The organism is Thiosulfatimonas sediminis, assembly GCF_011398355.1.
GTDB lineage: Bacteria > Pseudomonadota > Gammaproteobacteria > Thiomicrospirales > Thiomicrospiraceae > Thiomicrorhabdus > Thiomicrorhabdus sediminis_A.
Window position 1 is genome coordinate 57,105 of sequence record NZ_AP021889.1, and the last position, 21,433, is coordinate 78,537.

Annotated in this window: 17 protein-coding genes and 1 pseudogene; 5 read left to right on the top strand and 13 right to left on the bottom strand. The window is 44.2% G+C overall.

All coding sequences use genetic code 11. The features are described 5' to 3' along the window. Window positions 1-13 precede the first annotated feature (13 nt). Complete coding sequence (locus HRR27_RS00260) at window positions 14-382, top strand: RNA-binding S4 domain-containing protein (RefSeq protein WP_173269167.1); 369 nt, start codon at window positions 14-16, stop codon at window positions 380-382. A 22-nt stretch (window positions 383-404) separates the two neighbouring features. Here the strand turns inward: HRR27_RS00260 and HRR27_RS00265 are convergent, their stop codons facing one another. The 6 genes from HRR27_RS00265 to HRR27_RS00290 are packed head-to-tail and all read right to left on the bottom strand — an operon-like array spanning window position 405 to window position 6,291. Beyond that, window positions 405-752, bottom strand: a complete 348-nt coding sequence (locus tag HRR27_RS00265; RefSeq protein ID WP_173269169.1) for a Na+/H+ antiporter subunit G — start codon at window positions 750-752, stop codon at window positions 405-407. 14 nt (window positions 753-766) lie between these two features. After that, the gene (locus tag HRR27_RS00270) at window positions 767-1,036 is read right to left on the bottom strand and encodes a K+/H+ antiporter subunit F (RefSeq protein WP_173269171.1); all 270 of its coding nucleotides are present in this window, start codon (window positions 1,034-1,036) and stop codon (window positions 767-769) included. After that, the gene (locus HRR27_RS00275) at window positions 1,024-1,527 is read right to left on the bottom strand and encodes a Na+/H+ antiporter subunit E (protein WP_173269173.1); all 504 of its coding nucleotides are present in this window, start codon (window positions 1,525-1,527) and stop codon (window positions 1,024-1,026) included. Before HRR27_RS00275 ends, HRR27_RS00270 begins: the two co-directional genes overlap by 13 nt. Continuing rightward, entirely contained in the window at window positions 1,524-3,101 is a 1,578-nt protein-coding gene (locus HRR27_RS00280; protein WP_173269175.1) for a monovalent cation/H+ antiporter subunit D, read from the bottom strand. Before HRR27_RS00280 ends, HRR27_RS00275 begins: the two co-directional genes overlap by 4 nt. Then, window positions 3,098-3,496, bottom strand: a complete 399-nt coding sequence (locus tag HRR27_RS00285) for a Na+/H+ antiporter subunit C (RefSeq protein ID WP_173269177.1) — start codon at window positions 3,494-3,496, stop codon at window positions 3,098-3,100. The genes HRR27_RS00280 and HRR27_RS00285 overlap by 4 nt, the downstream gene beginning before the upstream one ends. Beyond that, a complete protein-coding gene (locus HRR27_RS00290; RefSeq protein WP_173269179.1) occupies window positions 3,484-6,291 on the bottom strand; it encodes a monovalent cation/H+ antiporter subunit A in 2,808 nt (935 codons plus the stop codon). Before HRR27_RS00290 ends, HRR27_RS00285 begins: the two co-directional genes overlap by 13 nt. A gap of 789 nt (window positions 6,292-7,080) precedes the next feature. Here HRR27_RS00290 and HRR27_RS00295 point away from each other — a divergent pair. Next, window positions 7,081-10,242, top strand: a complete 3,162-nt coding sequence (locus HRR27_RS00295) for a chemotaxis protein CheB (protein ID WP_173269181.1) — start codon at window positions 7,081-7,083, stop codon at window positions 10,240-10,242. 223 nt (window positions 10,243-10,465) lie between these two features. Then, complete coding sequence (locus tag HRR27_RS00300) at window positions 10,466-12,667, top strand: EAL domain-containing protein (protein ID WP_173269183.1); 2,202 nt, start codon at window positions 10,466-10,468, stop codon at window positions 12,665-12,667. A 306-nt stretch (window positions 12,668-12,973) separates the two neighbouring features. Here HRR27_RS00300 and tnpC (HRR27_RS00305) read toward each other — a convergent pair whose 3' ends face one another. Together tnpC (HRR27_RS00305) and tnpC (HRR27_RS00310) are read right to left on the bottom strand one after the other, a co-directional pair. Beyond that, window positions 12,974-13,567 carry an IS66 family transposase gene (tnpC, locus tag HRR27_RS00305; RefSeq protein ID WP_173269185.1) on the bottom strand — a complete coding sequence of 198 codons (594 nt, stop codon included), beginning with the start codon at window positions 13,565-13,567 and terminating at the stop codon, window positions 12,974-12,976. Continuing rightward, window positions 13,564-14,253, bottom strand: a pseudogene (gene tnpC / locus HRR27_RS00310) (IS66 family transposase); the annotation flags it as partial. The gene tnpC (HRR27_RS00305) and the pseudogene tnpC (HRR27_RS00310), both read right to left, overlap by 4 nt. A 64-nt stretch (window positions 14,254-14,317) precedes the next feature. Between tnpC (HRR27_RS00310) and HRR27_RS00315 the strand changes: the two are divergent. Next, a protein-coding gene (locus tag HRR27_RS00315; RefSeq protein WP_173269189.1) for an IS3 family transposase occupies window positions 14,318-15,480 on the top strand; the annotation gives its coding sequence in 2 pieces (ribosomal slippage) (window positions 14,318-14,594 and window positions 14,594-15,480; 1,164 coding nt in all). On the opposite strand, the gene tnpC (HRR27_RS00320) is transcribed toward HRR27_RS00315, so the two are convergent. From tnpC (HRR27_RS00320) to HRR27_RS00340, 5 genes are all read right to left on the bottom strand, one after another. Next, complete coding sequence (gene tnpC / locus HRR27_RS00320) at window positions 15,408-16,364, bottom strand: IS66 family transposase (protein ID WP_173269191.1); 957 nt, start codon at window positions 16,362-16,364, stop codon at window positions 15,408-15,410. The genes HRR27_RS00315 and tnpC (HRR27_RS00320) overlap by 73 nt on opposite strands. After that, window positions 16,288-17,841: an IS66 family transposase gene (tnpC, locus tag HRR27_RS00325; protein ID WP_173269099.1), complete on the bottom strand. Its 1,554-nt coding sequence runs from the start codon at window positions 17,839-17,841 to the stop codon at window positions 16,288-16,290. The genes tnpC (HRR27_RS00320) and tnpC (HRR27_RS00325) overlap by 77 nt, the downstream gene beginning before the upstream one ends. 17 nt (window positions 17,842-17,858) lie before the next feature. Then, window positions 17,859-18,188 carry an IS66 family insertion sequence element accessory protein TnpB gene (tnpB, locus tag HRR27_RS00330; protein ID WP_173269097.1) on the bottom strand — a complete coding sequence of 110 codons (330 nt, stop codon included), beginning with the start codon at window positions 18,186-18,188 and terminating at the stop codon, window positions 17,859-17,861. Further along, a complete protein-coding gene (locus HRR27_RS00335) occupies window positions 18,185-18,535 on the bottom strand; it encodes a transposase (RefSeq protein WP_173269095.1) in 351 nt (116 codons plus the stop codon). Before HRR27_RS00335 ends, tnpB begins: the two co-directional genes overlap by 4 nt. 85 nt (window positions 18,536-18,620) lie before the next feature. Then, window positions 18,621-19,235: a rhodanese-like domain-containing protein gene (locus tag HRR27_RS00340; protein ID WP_173269193.1), complete on the bottom strand. Its 615-nt coding sequence runs from the start codon at window positions 19,233-19,235 to the stop codon at window positions 18,621-18,623. Between the two features lie 357 nt (window positions 19,236-19,592). On the opposite strand from HRR27_RS00340, the gene HRR27_RS00345 reads away from it, so the two are divergent. Continuing rightward, entirely contained in the window at window positions 19,593-21,380 is a 1,788-nt protein-coding gene (locus HRR27_RS00345; protein ID WP_173269195.1) for a Na/Pi cotransporter family protein, read from the top strand. Window positions 21,381-21,433: the final 53 nt, after the last annotated feature.

Genomic DNA, 21,433 nt, shown 5'->3' on the forward strand with positions numbered 1-21,433 from the left:
TATTGAGTTTGGAATGGACAAATTACGCGTAGACAAATGGTTATGGGCAGCCCGTTTTTTTAAAACGCGTGGCGTCGCGCTGGATGCGATTAAGGGCGGCAAGATTGAGTTAAATGGCCATAAACCCAAACCGAGTAAAACCCTACAACAAGGTGATAGGCTTAAAATCACCCAGCCGCATCGCCAAATTGAAGTAACGGTGTTGGTTGTTAGCGATAAGCGCAGTAGTGCGGAACAAGCGCAGACTTTGTATCAGTTGAATAGCGAATTGTTGAACCAGCGTAAACCTACTGAGGATATGGCACTGTTGGGTTATCGTGAAAAAGGAACTGGACGTCCAACCAAACGCGATCGTCGGATGATTAATAAACTCGGCTATTAATAAGACGCGCACGACATCAGCTTTAAGATGATGTATCGCCATCTATCGGATCGAGTGATTTATCAATCGGTGGCTGCTTGTCTTGCTGGTGCAGGGCGACCTGAGCCATTAAATGCGCTGCGACCGGTGCGGTGATAAACAGAAACAGACTAATCAATATTTCATGTAGGCTAAGGCTGCCACTTCGTTGGCTAAAATACATGGCTGAGGCGATCAGTACTAAGGCGGCACCGAGCGTACTGGCTTTGGTTGGACCGTGTAAGCGAGTAAAAAAATCCGGCAATTTCACCAATCCCCAGGAGCCTATTAAGACCAGTGTTGCGGCCAGTACGATAAGTACAGATAACAGCATTTCAAACCAAAACGGCATTCTCGTTTCCTTTTTTATTCCATAATGTCGCCGCGCAATAAAAACTTGCAGAGCGCGACGGTGCTAACAAATCCTAAAACCGCAATCAGTAGAGCAGTTTCAAAAAACAGCGCGCTGTCTAATAAAATCCCCGCTAATACTATGAGCGAAATGCTGTTGATATAGAGCGTGTCTAGCGCCAAAATTCGATCGGCGTTTGAAGGGCCGAGAATCAATCGATAAAAACTCAGTAGCAGAGCGACGGTAAACAGTAGCAGCGCGAGTTGTAGACTTAGTTGCAACATGATTCAAACACCTCTTTTAACGGATGTTCATAGCGTTGTTTGATTTGTGCAATGTCATGTTGCGGTTTTGCGCTGTCGAGTGCGTGTACCAGTAAGATTTTACGGTCATCGCTGAGATGACATGAAACTGTTCCAGGCGTTAGCGAAATGGTGTTGGCAAAAATGCTGATGGCAATCGGGTGCTGCAGGTCGAGCGGAATGGCCAGAAAAGTCGGTTGCAGTTTTTTTGTGCTGCTTAAAATTCGATGCGCGACCACAAAATTGGCAACGACTATATCGCCTAGGACGATGAATAGGAATTTAATCAGCGTGAAGGGTTTACGCAAACAGATGGGATGTGGCCAAAAAACTTGAGTGAAAAGTGGGATTGCCCACGCCAAAAATAATCCTAAAAGCAGTTGACCGGGACTGAAATCATTATTCAATAGCAGCCAAATGAGGAACAGCGTAAGGCTGAGTAGGGGTTGTGGAAAGCGAGGGACGAATTTCATTTTATATCCTCCCAGTAGAGGGTTTTATTGGGGTTGTCGAATGGTGCCGTTGTCAGTACTTGCTGTTGATAGAGTGTCACTTGTTGCCATTGTGCGCTGATTGATTCTGTTATCTGGTAAATGGGTTGTGCAAACAAGGTTAAAAGAATGCCTATAGATAACAGACCGACAATCGCACCACAGCCCTGTGGATTGATATGTGGTGGCAGGCACTGTGTTTGAAGGGCTGAGTCATGGCATCTTTCACGCGGTAGTGTTTGGTAAAACAGCACCGAACCAACGCGTACTAATGCAATGATAATCAGCAGGTTACTAAGCAATATGGTCGCCAAAATCCACCAAAAATAGGGATGCTGAATTGAAGATTGCAAAATCAGTAGCTTGCCAAAAAAGCCAGACAGCGGTGGCATGCCGCTGATTGCGATGGCGGCAAAAAGATACACGCCGCCAATTAAGGTGTTTCGCGGCATAGCGAAATCGGCGATTAAGCGGTCAGCGTGTTGTGGGCGGCCTTGGCGAACATAGTCGGCAAGTAAAAATAGTCCGGCGGCGATAAAGGTTGAGTGGATTAAGTAAAACAGCAGTGCTGGTAGCGTCTGCGTTTGATTTATCCCGATGGCAATCAGCAGAGTGGCGACAGAGGCCAAGACTAAATAGGCGATTGTTTGGCGCAGGGTTGTCGCTGCTAAGGTGCCAAATGCAGCCAATAATAAGGTTATCAGGCCAAGCCAGAGTAGCCATGGCAAATGTAAGCCAGCGAGGGCGCCTGCGTTTTCGCCGAACAACATACCGTGGACGCGGATAATCGCATACACGCCTACTTTGGTCATAATCGCAAATAGAGCGGCGACAGGAGCCGTGGTATTCGCGTAGGCTTTCGGTAACCAGAGATACAGCGGAAAAAGTGCAGATTTAACGGCAAACACCACTAAGAGTAGTAAGCCTGCGGCGGCAACGATAGGCTGGTTGTCTGCGGGAAGATGTGCGATTTTTTGAGCCAAGTCGGCCATATTGAGCGTGCCTAAGATGCCATAAAGCGTGCCAACGGCAAATAGAAACAAACTTGAAGCAAGCAGGTTGATGACCACGTAATGCAAGCCAGCTTTAGTATTTTGGCGTCTGCCACCATGCAGTAACAACCCATAAGAAGCCAATAAGAGCACTTCAAAAAAGACAAATAGATTGAATAGATCACCGGTTAAGAAAGCGCCGTTCAAACCAAAAATTTGCAGTTGCCAAAGAACATGGAAGTGGACACCTTGTTGGTCGGTGTTTTGACGGACCGCACACCACAGTGCTGCAAGGCTTAAGAGAGCCGTTATTACTAGTAGAAGTCCAGACAATTGGTCGAGTACTAGGATAATTCCAAATGGTGCTGGCCAGTTGCCGAGCGCATAGGTTTGTGGCGTAGAGCTGAGTGCAAACCCCATGGCGTAGAAGGTGATTAAGACCAAGCTGCTGCTGGCGAATAAGCTGATGCTACGTTGCCATTTTATCCGTTGACTCAATAACAGCAAAACGATTGCGCTTAGCAAGGGTAAAAGCAGTGACCAAATTACCGGATTTAGGTTCATATTGGGTTTCTCATGCGTCCATTGTTACGCGACTTTGTGGGCGTTTCTTGTTCAGGTGTTTCGTCGTTTGCCCGATGCAATCCATCGACATGGTCATTGCCTAATTCAGCGCGTGCTTTAATCGCCAAGGCAATTAAAAAGGCGGTCATTCCGAAAGCGATAACAATGGCGGTGAGAACTAAAGCTTGAGGTAATGGGTCGGCATAATCATTAGCTTGCGCATTGATGACCGCTGGTAATCCAATCTGTAAACGGCCCATAGCAAAGAGAAATAGATTGACCGCATAGGCCAAGAGGGTTAAACCGATAACGACGGCAAAAGTTCGCGCCCGCAACAGGAGAAATACACCGCTTGCGGTTAAGGTTCCGATGCATACAGCGATCAATATTTCCATTTATCGGTCTCCTTAAGGGGGCGCTTTTGGTTGAGTTGGCCAATCTGCACTAAGCTTAAAACGGTGGTGCCGACCACGACTAAGAAAACGCCTAAATCAAAGCCAAGTGCACTGGCGAGTTCAATCTTACCTATTAGGGGCAAATCAAAGTGCGTAAACGCGGAAGTTAAAAATGGGTAGTCAAACAGCAGTGCGGCCAATCCGGTTAGAGCGCTACAGAGTAAGCCCAGCGCAATCACTTTTTGCATATTGATAGCCAAATGTTGATGACTCCAAAAGATTCCGTTGGCTAAATACAGAAGCGTTATCGCAATCGCTGTTATTAACCCAGCGATAAAGCCGCCACCTGGTAAATTGTGACCTCGCAATAAGATAAAGACCGCAATCAGCAACATCAGTGGCAGTATGATGCGGCTGAAGGTTTGTAAAATCAGTGGATTGGGTTGGTTGCTGAGATGAAATTTTTCAATAGGTGAAATTTTGGTTTGATTGAGCAAGGCAACAACGCCTAGACCCGCTAGAGCGAGCACAACGATTTCGCCAAGAGTATCAAAACCACGGAAATCCACCAAAATAACATTGACGATATTGTTGCCGCCGCCAGCTGAGACGCTGTTAGCGATAAAGAACGAGGCAATTGTTTCAAAGTCGCGCGTGAGCACCATCAAGCTTAACACCGTGACGCTTATCCCAATCGCTGTTGCAAGAAGTCCGTCGCGCCATAAACGCAATCGATTGGTTTCACGTGGAGCACTCGCCGGCAGATAATAGAGGGCTAAAAGCAGCAGTAGCATACTGACAACTTCAATCGACAGTTGTGTCAACGCTAAATCGGGGGCGGAAAATTTAATGAAAGCCAGTGCCGAAATCAAGCCGACAACAGCAAGAGCCAAAAGGCTTTGTAGGCGCTGACGATACCAAAGCAAGCTATAAAGGCTGACGATGATTAATAGCGCGCCTAGGATGAGGCTAACGGGATCAAGTGGTAGCAGGGTACGCTCACCAAACCAACTTCCTGGATAATGCCAAAAACCATAGTTCAAGCTGATTAATGCAGCTAAAAGAACCAAAAATATCGAGTTTTGTAGTGAACCCCCATCAAAATACCCCGTGATTTTACTGGCTACAGAGATTAGAGATTGAATGGTTGTTAGGTAATAGCGTCGCGCATTAATATGCTGATGGCGTTCGTAATTAGCAATTAGGTTGTGGCGTTTAAAATAGATAAGTGTGCCAAGGCTTAAAGCCAGTGCGCTCATAATCAGCGGCAAGGTGATGCCATGCCATAAGGTTAAAGTGTATTCCGGCACTGCGCTTTGTAAGGTTGCGCCAACGGCGTTGTTTAATATAGGTTGTACGGTATAGGCTGGAAAAATGCCGACCGCCAAACACGTTAAAACCAATAAATCGATTGGGATTTTCATTTGCCTTGCTGGTTCGTGCGGTGTACGGCTAAGCTCTTTGGGGTGGCCGTTAAAAAATATGTCGTGAATAAAACGCAGTGAATAGGCCACCGAAAAGATGCCGCCAACGGTGACTAACAAAGGAATTAACCAAGCAATTGACGTGCTATCGGACATTAATACCGCTTCGGCAAAAAACATCTCTTTACTCAAAAAACCGTTGAGAAGCGGCACGCCGGCCATTGCCAGAGAAGCGATAATCGCTAAAGCCGCAGTGTGTGGCATATATCGAATCAGGCCGTTGAGTTTGCGTATATCGCGTGTGCCAGTTTGATGGTCAATAATACCGGCAACCATAAACAGTGACGCCTTAAATGTGGCGTGGTTGATGATGTGAAAAATAGCCGCTACCGCTGCGATCTGGGTGCCAAAACCAAACAGCAGGGTGATTAGTCCTAAATGACTAATCGTTGAGTAGGCGAGAAGTGCTTTTATATCGTGTTTGAAAAGGGCCGTATAGGCACCAATTAATAGTGTGATTAAGCCGGAGCCGCCAACCAGCCAAGTCCACATTTCAGTTCCGGAAAAGACGGGGAAAAACCGAGCTAACAGAAAAACTCCGGCTTTGACCATGGTGGCGGAATGTAAATAGGCGGAAACCGGTGTTGGAGCCGCCATAGCTTGCGGTAGCCAGAAATGGAATGGAAATTGTGCGGATTTAGTAAAAACAGCTAAGAGCAGTAGCGCTAAAGTGATTGGATAGAGTGGGTCTTGGCGAATAAGGTCGCCACTGGATAAAACAGCGCTGAGTTGATAGGAGCCGACAATCTCGCCAATCAGTAAGGCTGCACCAAGCAATGCGAGTCCGCCAGCCGCAGTCACATTCAGTGCGATACGTGCCCCTTGGCGTGCGTCTTTACGGTGCTGCCAGTAACTAATCAGTAAAAATGAGCTGATTGAGGTTAGCTCCCAAAATACAACGAGCTGAATCAAGTTTTCCGAAAGTACGATGCCGAGCATAGAGCCCATAAACAGCATTAAGTACGCAAAAAATCGTCCCATGCCGTCATTAGCCCCTAAATACCAGCGTGCGTAGACAATAACGAGCAGTCCAATGATGAGAATCATTAAGCTGAATAACAGTGACAGGCCGTCAAGCCGGAACGCAAAGTACAGGCCAATTGCTTCAAGCCATGGCCAGCTTTGTACTATAGGAGCGCCTGCAGATAATGAGCTGATTTGCAGCGTAATAATTAACAGTGCCAGTAATGTCGTTAAGGCACTCAGCCATGCGCCAGCCAAACGATTATATTTGGCGCCGAAAAATGCCAGTATCGCGCCGAAAAATGGTAGCAGAACGATACTAGGAAGTGAATAAGCCAATAAGTTCACAGGGTAACGACCATTCAGAAGTGTCTCATTAAAGGCTATCAAAAGTGCTGGCAGAGTCAATTAAATCTTAGCGAGAGGTGGAAAAGTCCGTATTTTTTCAATGTCTTTGTATCTATCTTAAACACGAGAGTGATTAATTGGGTTAATCCCATATACAAAAGAGGTATAAGTTATAAGAAAATGAAATTCATATTGATAAGTCATTAAAAAGTGGCGAAAATACTTATCAAATTTTTTTAGTTTGGTGTGTTTAGCGTTTGAAGACGTATTTTTAACGATACGAGAAGTGCCACTTGCTCGCTAAAATTAAAAATAAAATTCAGCAGGGTCTTCTTAGATGATAAAAAGCAAAAAAGTCGATAATAAGTTGTTTTTTTGTACGCTAAACGCGTTTTAATCAATTGTTGACAGAATTAAGTTTTAACATGACAAGCCTCCAAGGTTTTTGATTGAGCGCATTTAAGTACAGGATGTTTACTTGAACGTGATAAGCAAAGTTTTTTATAACTAGTATCTGTGCTATTTTATCCGTTGGTGCCTTTTGATTAGGCATTGCTGGTTAAGAATTTACAGAATCTGTTCTCATTTTTTGGTGAGAAAACACAGTTTCTTTGTTGCAATCAAAACCATTTTCGGTTTTTTTTTTGTTCCCCTAGGAGCGCAAGTTTCTCGAGAGAAATGCGGCTAGATTGTACGGCAACTCGATTTACCCCTGATTTGATGATGACTTAGGTGCATCTTTTTTCAGTAACGTGGCTAGATAAGCATTGGATATACAAGGATAATAAAGTGTCTGAAGACAAACGTAACAACCCCATCGAAGATAATGTAGAGCGCGAAGAAGTCATTGTCGAGTCTTCGTCGGATGAAGTTACAGATGCTGAACTTGAATCCGATCCTCAACCAGAAGAAATAGGGGTATCAACTGATGAGCCTCTTTCAAGAGAGATGAAGAATAACCCCGACCAACTGATTGTGGTTGGTATTGGTGCCAGTGCCGGTGGGTTAGAAGCGCTTCAGTTATTGGTGTCAAATCTGCCAAGTAACAGTGGAATGAGCTTTATTCTGGCGCAGCATTTGTCCCCTTCATACAAAAGTATGATGGTTGATTTGCTTGAAAAAGATTCCAATATACCGGTTTTGGCTGCGCACAATGGCGCTGTTTTAAAGCCTGATACCTTGTATATTTGTCCGCCAAGTTACAATATAGAAATATCCAAACAAGACACCATTATCCTCTCGCTGATGAGTGAAAATAGACATATCCCGAGACCTTCGGTTGATATGTTGTTTGAATCGCTTGCAGTGGCCAAAGGCGAAGCTGCAATTGGTATCGTGCTTTCGGGTACAGGGACAGATGGTTCTCGTGGGATTCGAGCCATCAAAGGTGAAGGTGGTTTTGGGATTGCACAAGATCCAAATACCGCAAAATATGACGGTATGCCGAACTCGGCCATCAACTCCGGTAACGTTGATTTAATTCTTCCACCAGAAGAAATTGGTCCGGAACTTAAGAATATTTCTACTTTCCCGCGCCAAGTCCCTTTAGGGTTTGAAACCAATTTATCGCGTGAGTCTTATTACGAAATTCTGCGTCTTTTAAAGCGTCGCTTTAAAATTGATTTTTCACAATATAAAGAAACCACTATCATGCGGCGTATTGAACGTCGCATGACTGCGCTTAAAATTGGCAATGTAAAAAGCTATGTTCAATTCTTGACCGATAAAGAGAACGAAGCAGAATTGCTGTTTAACGATATGTTAATCGGTGTTACCGCTTTCTTCCGTGATGCTCGCGCTTTCAACTATCTGCAAGATGAGTTGCGCCATTATCTTGAGAACAAAGAAAATAAAATTATCCGCGTTTGGACGCCAGCGTGTTCTACCGGTGAAGAACCTTACTCGATTGCAATCGTGCTTTCTGAAATTCTTGGACAGCATTTTGAAGATTATAAAGTCCAAATTTTTGCGACCGATATTGATAAACATGCAGTCGAGTTTGCGCGCAACGGTGTTTATCCAGAAAGTGCTCTGCAAAATTTACCAGATAAAATTAAGCGTAAGTATTTCACCGTTGACGGAGAACAGTTTCAGATTATTAAACCGATAAAATCGGTCGTTATTTTCTCTGTCCATGATGTCACCGTAGATCCTCCGTTTTTACGCTTAGATTTGTTGTCGTGTCGTAACTTATTAATTTATTTTAATTTGGAATTGCAACGCCGCATCCTACCAGTATTCCATTACGCATTAAATCCAAGAGGATTATTGTTCCTAGGACAGTCTGAATCGATAGGCGTATTTCAAGATACCTTTAGACCGCTATCGAAAAGTGGCAAGATTTTTGAAGCGAACTTTATCGGAAAAAAATTACCGCCGGAGTCGCAAAAACCACGCCGTAGTTTGGTTGATTTTGTGCAGGATATGCCTGCGGAAAGTAAAACCGTGGTGTCTACCGCTAAGAAAACGATCGATACATTGGGCGATTTGATAGCGCGAAAAACTCGTGAATTTATGCTGCCGTATTCTATTTTGATTAATGAGAATATGGACATTGTTTATTCACAAGGTAAGAATCCATTACTCGTTCGCCCTGAAGGTTTACCAACGAATAACATCTATCAAAACATTCATCCGAGTCTGTCGATAGATTTGCGTTCCGGTCTGCATGTACTCAGTTCTGGACAGGCGATTTCAACGACCACCTTCCAAAAATTAATTATCGATAACAATACGGTTTGGGCACGTTTAATCTTAATTGATATTGAGCATCAATCTGGTATGGGCCATTTGGTGCTGATTTATTGTCAGATTGAATATGTTCTGGATATGCCTTTGGCGCAGCTGGAAGAAGGGTCTTCGGATGAAGCTTTGTTCAAAGAGCAAGAGCGACAACTGCTAAAAACCAAAGAGCAACTGCAAACGGTTATTGAAGAGTTAGAAACTTCCAATGAAGAAATGCAATCAATGAACGAGGAACTGCAAAGTTCCAACGAAGAGTTGCAGAGTTCTAACGAGGAGTTGGAAACCACCAACGAAGAGTTGCAGTCAACCAATGAAGAATTACAGACCGCTTATTCTGAATTGCGCGTTGCCTATGAGGATAAAGACAAGCAACAGATGGAATTAGAGCGTATGGCTAATGAGCTAGAACGCACTAATACACTTTTAATGGATGCTGAAACTCTTGGTAAAACGGGGTCTTTCCGTTGGGATGTTATCTCCAATACGATGGAATGGAGCCAAGGGGTTTATCGTTTATTTGGTTTGGTTATCGACAAATATCAGCCTACTTATGAAGCTTTGGTTGGTTTGGTCTACTCGGAAGACAGACAGAAATTTGAAACATTTATTGAAAATGTCTTGTCGCGTAAAAATGCTGAGACCATTACTTTCCGTGCTTGGAACTCAGAAAAAGAGAGTATCTGGTTGCAAGTAGAGGTTGCGGTGTCTTTTAACACCTTGAAGCAAGCGCAATATGTTATGGGTACGGTAACGGATATTACCGAGCTGATGGGAACTAAGCAGCGGATTAAAGAACAACAAGACATGATTGATTTGCTGTTTAACACCACTTTAGGCGGTGTTTATATCTATGACTTCAAAACCGCTCGAAACACCTTTATTAATGAAACCTATACTAATCTGCTTGGTTATAGTTTGGATGATTTAAATCATTTAACTAATGAGGAGTTCCAACAACTTTTCCATCCGGAAGATGTAGAGTCGGTGCTTGACCACATCGAAAAAGTGAAGCATAGCCGTATTGGTGAGACGTTCACTCTGCGCTACCGAATGAAGCACAAAGATAATGGCAAGTATGTCACTTTACAAAGTAAAGACACTTTGTTTAACAGTAATTCAGTGAAAAAGGCTTCAACCTCAATGATGGGAATGTTTATGGAAATAGACAACATTGATGATGTTGAAAATACTGGAAATAATGAATAAGTCGATTTTTTATCGGTAGATTGAATAATCGCCTATGCAAAGCAAGGAGGCTAGTGACTCAATGGTTTCTTTATGGGGGTTGCAATTCGGTTTGCTTGCAGCATATTTTTAGTACGCAATGACTTGAAGCGTGGTTCAAAAAGCCAATTCCATCATTTTTGACCATTTATCGTGTAAAAAGGGTTTTTTATAAAACGCTTTTTTAACTACCCAAAAGACTCATATGAATTACTTCGTTGACAATAGCAAAATTAATGGCCTAGACGATGTCTTAAAGAAGTTCGGCGTAATGTTGGAAAAGCATTGCGCCGAACCGTCTTCAGCATCTTCAAAAAAAGTACAACTTGAGTTTGATCGGTTACAGAAAAATCTGACAAAAAGTTACAGTAATGTCCTTTTGTCACAAACAGTGGCTAACGAGTTATTTGAGTCATTGCCGATAGGTTTTGTGGTGCTTGACTCTGAAATTCGCATTGTTGAAGCGAATGCAACGGCGCGAGATTTACTTCTTCTTAAAGTGAGCAGTGGCGAAGAATTAATCTCGCAAATATTCACCCGTTATATCATCAATGGTATGTCTGAGTTCCTAGAAAGAATTTATTCTTCGAGCACGACGCCGATTGAACTGCTGCTTTCTGGGCGAAACCATAACGGCATCTTTGCCAAAGTATTCCAGAATTACTATTCGTTGAATGGTCAAAATTTCATTTTGCTTTCAATTATTCCTGTGCAACGTGAGCATGATCTGATGCAGTCTCTCTTGACCTATAAAATGGTCTTTGAGCACGCCCAGGAAGGCATAATGGTGGTTAACCATCAATTTAAAATTCAAGATGTGAACCCCGCTTTCTCAAAAATTACTGGTTATCGAAAAGAAGAGGTTTTGGGACTAAATCCCAGCATTCTTTCATCGCATCAACAAAGCCCCGAATTTTATCAGAAGATGTATCAAGCCCTTGACCGTGATGGCTATTGGCAAGGGGTGTTGAATAATCGCACCAAATCGGGCGAAGTCTATCCGGAAGATTTGCAAATTTCGACCGTCTATACCCAAGGAACACGCTCTAGAAAACCCGCATATTATGTGGCGGTGTTCCGCAATATTCTCGGTTTGGTTGAAAAAGAAGAGTTTCTCCAAAAGCAGGCTGATACCGATGTTCTGACAGGCTTATTGAATCGCAAAGGCTTTAATCGCATCTATGATGATATGTTTCAGTCTGCACAACGCGAAGGTGAAGAGCTGACATTAATTTTTATTGATTTGGATAACTTTAAAACGCTGAATGATCGTCATGGCCATAATTATGGCGATGAGTTGTTACGTAACTTTTCTAAACGTTTACGCAATGGCTTAAAGCAGCGTGACCATATCGCCCGAATCGGTGGCGATGAGTTCACAATCATCCTATATCAAGAGATTCCTGATTCAGCATTAACGCGTATTATTTATAAATTACAGGAAGATTTAAAGCGCCCGTACCAATTGTTTGATATTACTTTTGCTTGTTCAGCCAGTATTGGTATTGCCAAGTATCCGAATGATGCAGTGGACACAAACTCCTTGTTGCAAGCGGCTGATTTTGCGATGTACCAAGCTAAAAAAGCTGGCAAGAATCAAGTGCAATATTACGATCATTCGCTTTATAGCCAAGAGATTGAGCGTGAACAGTCGATTGAATTTATTCGTGATGCGATTAATAAGAACGAATTTGAAAACTTTTTTCAGCCGCAACACGATATGGAAACCGGTAAACTTGTTGGTTTTGAAGCATTAATGCGCTGGCGTAAGCAAGCCGATAAAATACTTTTACCAGGTGACTTTTTGCATTTAATTGCCGATAGGCAAGAAATTATTGGCTTGAGTATACGTTTAATTAAGCATTTGGTTGTCGAAATCGGTTTGTGGATGGCACATGGTTTCCGCTGGCCAGTCTCGATAAATCTGAATGCCTATCAGCTAGCTCATCCAAAAATTCGTAAGCAACTTGAAGATATTGCGCAGAATCATTCGCAAGTGGTGCCTTTATTAAAAATAGAAGTGACTGAAACGGCGTTGTTTGAAAAAGACGAAGTGATTGAGAATAATTTGCACATTTTTAGAGAATTAGGCTATGAGCTTCAGTTAGATGATTTTGGCACCGGTTATTCATCGATTTACAGTTTGCGTAAATTTACCTTTCAAGCGATTAAAATTGATCGCAGCTTTGTTGCAGAAATTCATCAAGGGCAAGAAAGTTCTATTCTTTTGGATGGAATTATTCAATTGCTGCAAACTCTAAAGCTGAATATTATTTGCGAAGGGGTTGAGTCAGAAGAACAGGTGAATTACCTTTTAGAAAGAGGCTGTGATGTTGCTCAAGGTTTCTTGTATGGTCAAGCTATGGACAAGAAAGCTTTGTGGAGTTACATGAAAAAACATCTTTAAGCAGCCAATATTACAAAATCTTCGCATTCAGCGTTTAAGTCCCTTTGTTTAAACGCTTTCCCCTTTACGCCTTAACTGGTGTTTTTCAAATTTCGCTAAGCCTTCCCTGTCGCTGTTCACTGAAGTTAATCGGCAAGCAGTGTTACGCGTGCGTAACTATCCGGTAAACACCTCTTACCAACGTAAGCGACAATTTACCCACACCCTAGTTTTCTAGGATGCGGTGTGGTTCCACGGCAGAAGTGCTTCGAACTGCTCGAGGGTGTCGCAGTTGGGTAAGCGGCAATTTACCCACACCCTAGTTTTCTAGTATGCGGTGTGGTTCCACGGCAGAAGTGCTTCGAACTGCTCGAGGGTGTCGCAGTTGGGGAGGTTTCGGAAAAGATGAGTGAGATAGGCTTGGGGTTCGAGTCCGTTGGCTTTGGCGGTTTCAATCAAGCTGTACAGCATCGCACTGGCTTTGGCGCCTTTAACCGATTGGCTAAACAGCCAGTTCTTGCGTCCAATCGCGAAGGGACGAATGGCATTCTCAACCGGGTTGTTGTCGATATTCAATCGCCCATTCGTGGTGAAGATTTGAAGCTTTTCCCAGTTTTTCGCAAGATAGCTCAAGGCCTCACCGAGTTTGCTTTTGGGCACGGTGCTGTTGAGGCTTTTATCCAACCACGTTTTGAGCTGTTCTAAAACCCGCAGGCTTTCGGTTTGCCGGATCTCGAGTCGTTTATTTGGTGGTTGGTCTTTGATGTGTTGTTCAATTTGATAGAGCTTTTGAATGAGATTGAGTGCCATGTCCGCCTTGCCGGTTTTATTCTTAGGCAGTACTTTTTTGGCATCCATAAACTTACGTCGGGCATGGGCCCAGCAGCCTAGATGGGTAATCTGTAAGCGTCCGGCAATCACCGGTTGCTAGGTTGCCAATTGTGCGGTAGGAGTTGGTCGATTTGACTGGCTTTATGGGTGGGTAAGCGTTCAAGCACGTCTTTGAGATAGGCGTAAGGATCCAGACCATTGTTTTTAGCTGATTGAATCAAGCTCATAATATTCGCCGCACGTTGACCACTGCGTAGACTGCCGGCAAACAGCCAGTTCTTGCGACCTAACGCCCAAGGTCGGATTTGATTTTCCACCCAGTTATTATCGATGGGCAGGCGGCCATCTCCGAGGTATCGGCTTAAGGCATCCCAACGTTTCAGGCTATAGTGAATCGCTTTTTCCGTTGCCCCACCTTTGGGCACTTTTTCTCGATGGACCTGCAGCCATTTGAGCAGCAAGTCCATGATCGGTTTGGATTTTTGCTGCCGGATTATCTGTCGTTCCTCTGGGGCTAAGGGTTGAATCTCTTTTTCAATGGCGTAAAGTTGCCCCATTAGTTCAATGGCTTGAATGGCAATCGTGCTTTTGCCGCTTTCATGCAGCTCAACGAACTTACGACGGGCATGCGCCATGCAACCGACTTCGATCACGCCTTGCTTAAAACTGGCTTTGTACCCTGAATAGTCATCGCACACCAACAATCCTTTCCAATCCTGTAGCACCTCTCTTGCGAACTTGCCGTTTCGTCCTTCACTAAAGTGGTAATACACTGAACTGGTCTAATAGCAGTGGACACTTTTATAAGAGACAATAGATGTTGTCGAACTAGGAGTGATCATGAGTCAAAAGAGAACTTATAAAACTTACACCGATGAGTTTAAAAAAGAAGCCGTCGCGTTGGTAACGGATCAAGGTTACAGTGTGGCAGAGGCGGCTGAATCCTTAGGTGTCAGAACGAATTTGATTTACAAGTGGAAAGAGAAGTTTGAAGCCCAAGCCAATGGGTCAGCACTGAGTCAGGATGAACGCGCTGAGTTGAAACAGTTGCGCGCTGAAAACAAGCGCTTAAAACTCGAAAAAGAGATCTTAAAAAAAGCTTCAGCCCTTCTGGCGCAAGACATCCGATAACGTTTTCATTCATGGATGAATTGATTCAGGAGGGCTTGCCAGTTAAGCCTGTGAGCCAAGTGTTGAAACTCAGTCGTTCAGGCTATTACGCATGGAAAAAACGACCTAAAAAGGCAATCAAGACAGAACAACTTGAACTCTATCGTACAGCCAAACAGCTCTTCAAAGAGAGCCGTGACAGTTTGGGCTCTCGTGAACTCGCCAAAGCCCTTCGTAAGGCTGGGTTTCTCGTCAGCCGAGAGAAAGCACGTCGGCTCATGAAAACACTGGGATTAGTCGTCAAACAGCGTCGAGCTTATAAAATAACGACTAAGCGTAACCTGACACATCGAGTGGCGGATAACTTGGTTAAGATGAAGTTCAATCCAAGCGCGATGAATCAAGTTTGGGCAGGCGATATTACCTACTTGAAAACACCTGAAGGTTGGCTGTATTTGAGTGTCGTAATGGACCTGTATTCTCGCCGCATTATCGGTTGGGCCGTGAGTGAACGAATGACGGTCGAACTCGTCATGCAATCCTTACAGCAAGCGTATTGGCTACGAGGGCATCCCAAAGGCGTGATTTTTCACAGTGATCGTGGTTCTCAGTACACTAGCAAACGGTTTGCCACACTACTGGCTAAGCAAAATATGACAGCCTCTATGGGCGATGTCGGAGCCTGTTGGGATAATGCCGTTGTTGAACGATTTTTTGGCAGCTTAAAACATGACTGGCTGTTTAAAGCCTATCATCCAACACGCGAGAGCATGAAAAAAGACGTAGCAGATTACATGCGTTACTACAACTTAAAAAGGCTTCATACTGCGAACGGTGATTTGACGCCGATTGAGTATGAAAATTGTAAAAACCAAGTGTCCAAAAAAGCTTGACCAGAACACACCGCCTTATGTTGTGCATTGGCTGGATTGGTGTAGGCCCACAGATAGGCTTTATGGGTTTTCTTATTCCCCGGCTTGAGCATGGGCACTGGGGTTTCATCGGCGTGCAAGACCGGTTGCGTCAGCAAAAAGTCTTTGAGTGCTTGAGCCACCGGTTCAAGTTGAACACCACAGACGCCGACCCATTCGGCTAAAGTGGAACTGGGTAATTTAACACCGGCCCGTTCAAAGATCTGAGCTTGACGATACAGCGGTAAGTGATCAGCGTATTTGGCGATGAGCAGATGTGCGAGTAACCCAGAGGTGGGCAGACCTTTGTCAATGATTTGTGGGGGCATCGGTTTTTGAACCAGAGTTTCACAGGCATCGCACGCCCATTTGGAGCGAATATGACGTTCCACTTGAGAGCTACCGGGCAGATAATCCAGCTTCTCACTGACGTCTTCACCAATATGGCGTAATTGACAGCCACATGAACAGGTGGTGGATTCGGGATCATGACGGATTTCAAGACGAGGTAGGTTTTCGGGTAGCGGCTGACGCTTAGGTTGTTTCTTTGGTTGCGCTGTGTCGGTTTTGTCTTTGAGAGATTCCAGTTCCGATTCAATCGCGGCAATGTCGGCATCGGTCACTTCATCCAACAGTGTCATCTGTAAGGCGCTGATCTGTTTACTTTTGTGTGAGAATTTTAGACGTCTGAGATAGGCTAACTCATAGGTGAGTTGATCGATTTTAAGCTCTTTTTGTTGAATGGCTTTGGCATTGGCCGCAATGCGTTGGTCTGTAAGCGTCCGGCAATCACCGATTGCTAGGTTGCCAATTGTGCGGTAGGAGTTGGTCGATTTGACTGGCTTTATGGGTGGGTAAGCGTTCAAGCACGTCTTTGAGATAGGCGTAAGGATCCAGACCATTGTTTTTAGCTGATTGAATCAAGCTCATAATATTCGCCGCACGTTGACCACTGCGTAGACTGCCGGCAAACAGCCAGTTCTTGCGACCTAACGCCCAAGGTCGGATTTGATTTTCTACCCAGTTATTATCGATGGGCAGGCGGCCATCTCCAAGGTATCGGCTTAAGGCATCCCAACGTTTCAAGCTATAGTGAATCGCTTTTTCCGTTGCCCCACCTTTGGGCACTTTTTCTCGATGGACCTTCAGCCATTTGAGCAGCAAGTCCATGATCGGTTTGGATTTTTGCTGCCGGATTATCTGTCGTTCCTCTGGGGCTAAGGGTTGAATCTCTTTTTCAATGGCGTAAAGTTGTCCCATTAGTTCAATGGCTTGAATGGCAATCGTGCTTTTGCCGCTTTCATGCAGTTCCACGAACTTACGACGGGCATGCGCCATACAGCCCACTTCGCTCACGCCTTGTTTAAAACTGGCTTTGTACCCAGGATAGTCATCACACACCAACAATCCTTTCCAATCCTGTAGCACCTCTCTTGCGAACTTGCCGTTTCGTCCTTCACTGAAGTGGTAATACACCGCCTTATGTTGTGCATTGGCTGGATTGGTGTAGGCCCACAGATAGGCTTTATGGGTTTTCTTATTCCCCGGCTTGAGCATGGGCACTGGGGTTTCATCGGCGTGCAAGACCGGTTGCGTCAGCAAAAAGTCTTTGAGTGCTTGAGCCACCGGTTCAAGTTGAACACCACAGACGCCGACCCATTCGGCTAAAGTGGAACTGGGTAATTTAACACCGGCCCGTTCAAAGATCTGAGCTTGACGATACAGCGGTAAGTGATCAGCGTATTTGGCGATGAGCAGATGTGCGAGTAACCCAGAGGTGGGCAGACCTTTATCAATGATTTGTGGGGGCATCGGTTTTTGAATCAGAGTTTCACAGGTATCGCACGCCCATTTGGAGCGAATATGACGTTCAACTTGAAACGTCCCGGGCAGATAATCCAGCTTTTCACTGACGTCTTCACCAATATGGCGTAATTGACAGCCACATGAACAGGTGGTGGATTCGGGATCATGACGGATGTCAAGACGAGGTAGGTGTTCGGGTAGCGGCTGACGCTTAGGTTTTTTCTTTGGTTGCGCTGTGTCGGTTTTGTCTCTAAGCGCATCCAGTTCCGATTCAATCGCGGCAATGTCGGCATCGGTCACTTCATCCAACAGTGTCATCTGTAAGGCGCTGATCTGTTCACTTTTGTGTGAGAATTTTAAACGTCTGAGATAGGCTAACTCATAGGTGAGTTGATCGATTTTAAGCTCTTTTTGTTGAATGGCTTTGGCATCGGCGGCGATGCGCTGGTCTTTTTCTTCAACCTGAACCAACAACTGCGCCGCCAGTGTTCGTAACTGGTCAGCAGAGAGTTGATGGAGGTTTGGCATTGTTTTCATGCCGCGGATTATAAAGACTAACTCAGTGATAAGGAAGTCTCGAGCCGTTGCCAAGGCAAGCCCTGCACCAGTGCCAGACATTGTTCAGGGGAGAGTGTCACGGAATCGCCCCGCCACAGCTCAGCCCAATGGAATTTACCTTGATTCAAACGTCGAGCACACAGCCAGATGCCTAAGCCATCGTGGATCAGTATCTTCATTCGATTGCCACGCTTATTGGCAAACAGATACGCATGATGGGGTTTGGCCTCACCAAACACGGCAATGACACGAGCTAATGCGGTATCGGGTCCTGCACGCATATCCATGGGTTCAGTCGCCAGCCAATAATGATCAATGCGAATCATGACTGCACCGACTTGACAAAGGCGCTTAATTTGGCCAATTCTGTGACAGGCCAGTGCACAGCAATCTTGCCTTGAGGTGCAGGCAGTTCGACCAAGAGCGTTTGAGGCGATGACGGCGGCAGATCGTTCAAGACCAGCGGAATAAATGCCGCTTGGGAAGCATGGCGCTTTTTAAGCTGACGCTTCCAGTTCTGTATTTGATTGGCATTGATGCCGTAGTCTCGAGCCACTTGTGCAATCGAGGTGTTAGGGTCCTCGCAAGCGGTCAAAACCTGCTGTTTGAATTCCCGTGAGTAGCGACGGCGAATCTTTTTGACTGTGGGAAGCGTTGATAGTGTGTCTGTCATAATAAGTGCCCATTTAAAATACGTGGGCACCTAATTATTCACAGATAAGTGTGGTTGGTAAGAGGTGTTTACCGGATAGTTACGCTTATTTGTCTAAATAAGCGGTCTTTTTATCGATATTGTATGTCCAACTTTCGACTGGGTTATCCACTTTCCAACCGGCTTTCATACGCCATTGTTTGTGTTCACCTTCTTTGACTTTTCCGCCTTCAAAACCGTCTGTCATGATGTAGACGTTTTTGTACCCGTACTGATCTAGCATTTTTGCTGCAGGCTGCGCACGAGTTGCGCCAGAACGACACATGATAACGAAAGGCGTGTTTTTATCAGCGCCTAGGTCGAACAGCTTTTCTTCAAATTCAGCGATGAAATTGTCATTAATTTTTGATGCATAACGTGGTTTTTTCTCATCAAATTTATTAAATTCAAATTTAACTGATGGAATCATGATTTGTGCCATTGGCGTGTAGCCAACAAATTGCCATTCAGCTGGAGTACGTACGTCAACAAGAATAACTTTGCTGTCTTCTTTCATCCATTTATAAGTATTGGCGGCATTAATATAAAGACCTTGAGGGGTTTGACGCTCTGGGCTTGGTGCTGCGCCTGCAAATTTGCTTGGTTCAACGGCATAGGTGCCAGAAGTGGCTAACAGTGCGGCTGCTAGGGTTAAGCCAGCAAATAGATTGCGATTTTTCATAAAGATATGTCCTCTACCTTTTTTGTTCAAAACGGGATGGCGATTCTCGCATTAGTTTGCGATGTCATTTATTAAGGAGAGACAAAACTAGTCCAAACTCTTACGGGCGGTACTTGTTCGGTATCTCCTCGATTCTTCCTAAACGGAATAGACGAGTAAAATTGTGTTAACAATTAGCTTTCTATTATATACATCTACGTTTTAGAACTTGATTAATTATATTTATACGTACTTTAAGCAGTTAGATGCAGAGTAATTCTTATGCAATTGTCTCACTGTTCTTAGTTGAAGATAAAACCTTGCTTAGACTTAATCGCTAAAATGAGAAATTACGATTTTATTTTAAAGGCGGTGTATATGTTTCAATCAGCAAAAAAATGGCTTTTGATACTCTCTATTCTGTTTGGTTCTATCGCTCTTTTTACTCAGAATGTTGCCGCCAGTTCAATGGTGAATGGTGTGTTAAATAATGTCCACAATCACATTGATTGGTGGAATATGAGTATGTGGCTTCTTGGAGGCTTAGCGCTGTTTTTATATGGCATGGATTTAATGGTTAAAGCCTTGTTAAGCGTTGCTGGTGATCAGATGAAAGGTCTGCTTGCCAAATTAACCACCAATCGTGTGATGGGCGCGATTACCGGCGCAGGGGTAACCGCGGTTATCCAGTCGTCATCCATTACCACGGTATTAACCGTTGGCTTTGTTTCGGCCGGTTTAATGACGGTTACCCAAGCCGCGGGCGTCATTATGGGGGCCAATCTTGGAACGACGGTGACGGCACAGATTGTCGCGTTTAAAATTCAGAATTTTGCGCTTTTGATGATTGCTGTTGGATTTTTAATGCAGTTTGTCGGCAAACAGGCGCGCACACGGGCGATTGGTCAACTCATTCTAGGATTGGGGTTGATCTTTTTTGGCATGAATTTAATGAGCGAAGGCATGGCGCCTTTGCGAAATTACGAGCCATTTTTAAACTTGATGGTACAGATGGAACATCCTTTGTTGGCCATCGCAGTAGGGATGTTGTTTACCGCTTTAATTCAATCTTCTTCGGCGACCATCGGGATTATTATTGTCATGGCTGGCAGTGGTTTGATTACCCTTCCCGCGGGGATTGCGTTGGCAATGGGCGCACATATTGGTACGACGATTACCGCAATGTTAGCCTCGATTGGTAAATCGCGTGATGCGCTTAGAACGGCGTTTATTCATCTATTTTTTAACCTAGGTGCAGTCATTATTTGGTTGCCTTTTATTCCGTATTTGGCGGAGATAGCGATATTGATGAGCGCGTCCGATCAAGTCGGTTTAGTAGATGATATGCCGCGCCAGATTGCCAATGCAAACACCTTGTTAACTCTAGTGGCCTTACTTGTGTTTCTTCCGTTTGCCTCTTTGTTTGTTTGGTTAGCCAGTAAAATTGTACCGGTAATTGAAGATGAAAAGGATGGCATCGCTTTTAGGGCCAAACATTTGGACGAAACATTTATTGATACGCCAAGCGTTGCACTACAGGCCGTGAGTATTGAAATTCAAGATTATCACAAGAAGCAGGCGCTGTTTTATAAGCGCATGGTTACATTGATTTCGGAGCCAAAAATGGAAAAGCTCAGTAAGGAATCGGTCAATTTACAGCGTTTTAAATCTTATCAGCAGCAAATATTGAGTTATCTCGCTCGTACCGCGCAAGGTTCATTAAGTGACAGTGAACAAAAAACGTATTCCGAGTTGATGTTAATTGTGCATGGTTTTGAATCGATGCGAACCGCGATGGAGGATCATATTTTTAATGTATTGCATCGGATGTTATTGGATGACATTAAACCGTCGCCGACTATGTTGAATTTGGTTGGGCAGTTAACCAATGAAGTCGCTAAAGCGATGGATAAAGGATTGCTTGGATTATTAGAAGCAAACCATGATGCAGCTTTAGAAGTGATGGGTTCGGAACAGACGATTGAGCATTTGATTCAAGAAGCGTTGGCGCATCAGTTAAAACGGTTTGAAAAAACGGAAAAACGCTTGGAAATTTTCCGCTACGAAATGGAAATTATCGAGGGGTTTAAACAACTTTATAGCCTATCAAAACGCCTAGCCCGCACGCAATTAGCAAAAGAGTCAGCAGAACAGATGATTAAATAAAAAAATAGCGAAGTGAAATTTTAGGTGGTTTTTTTAAATATTCTTGTGCAGTT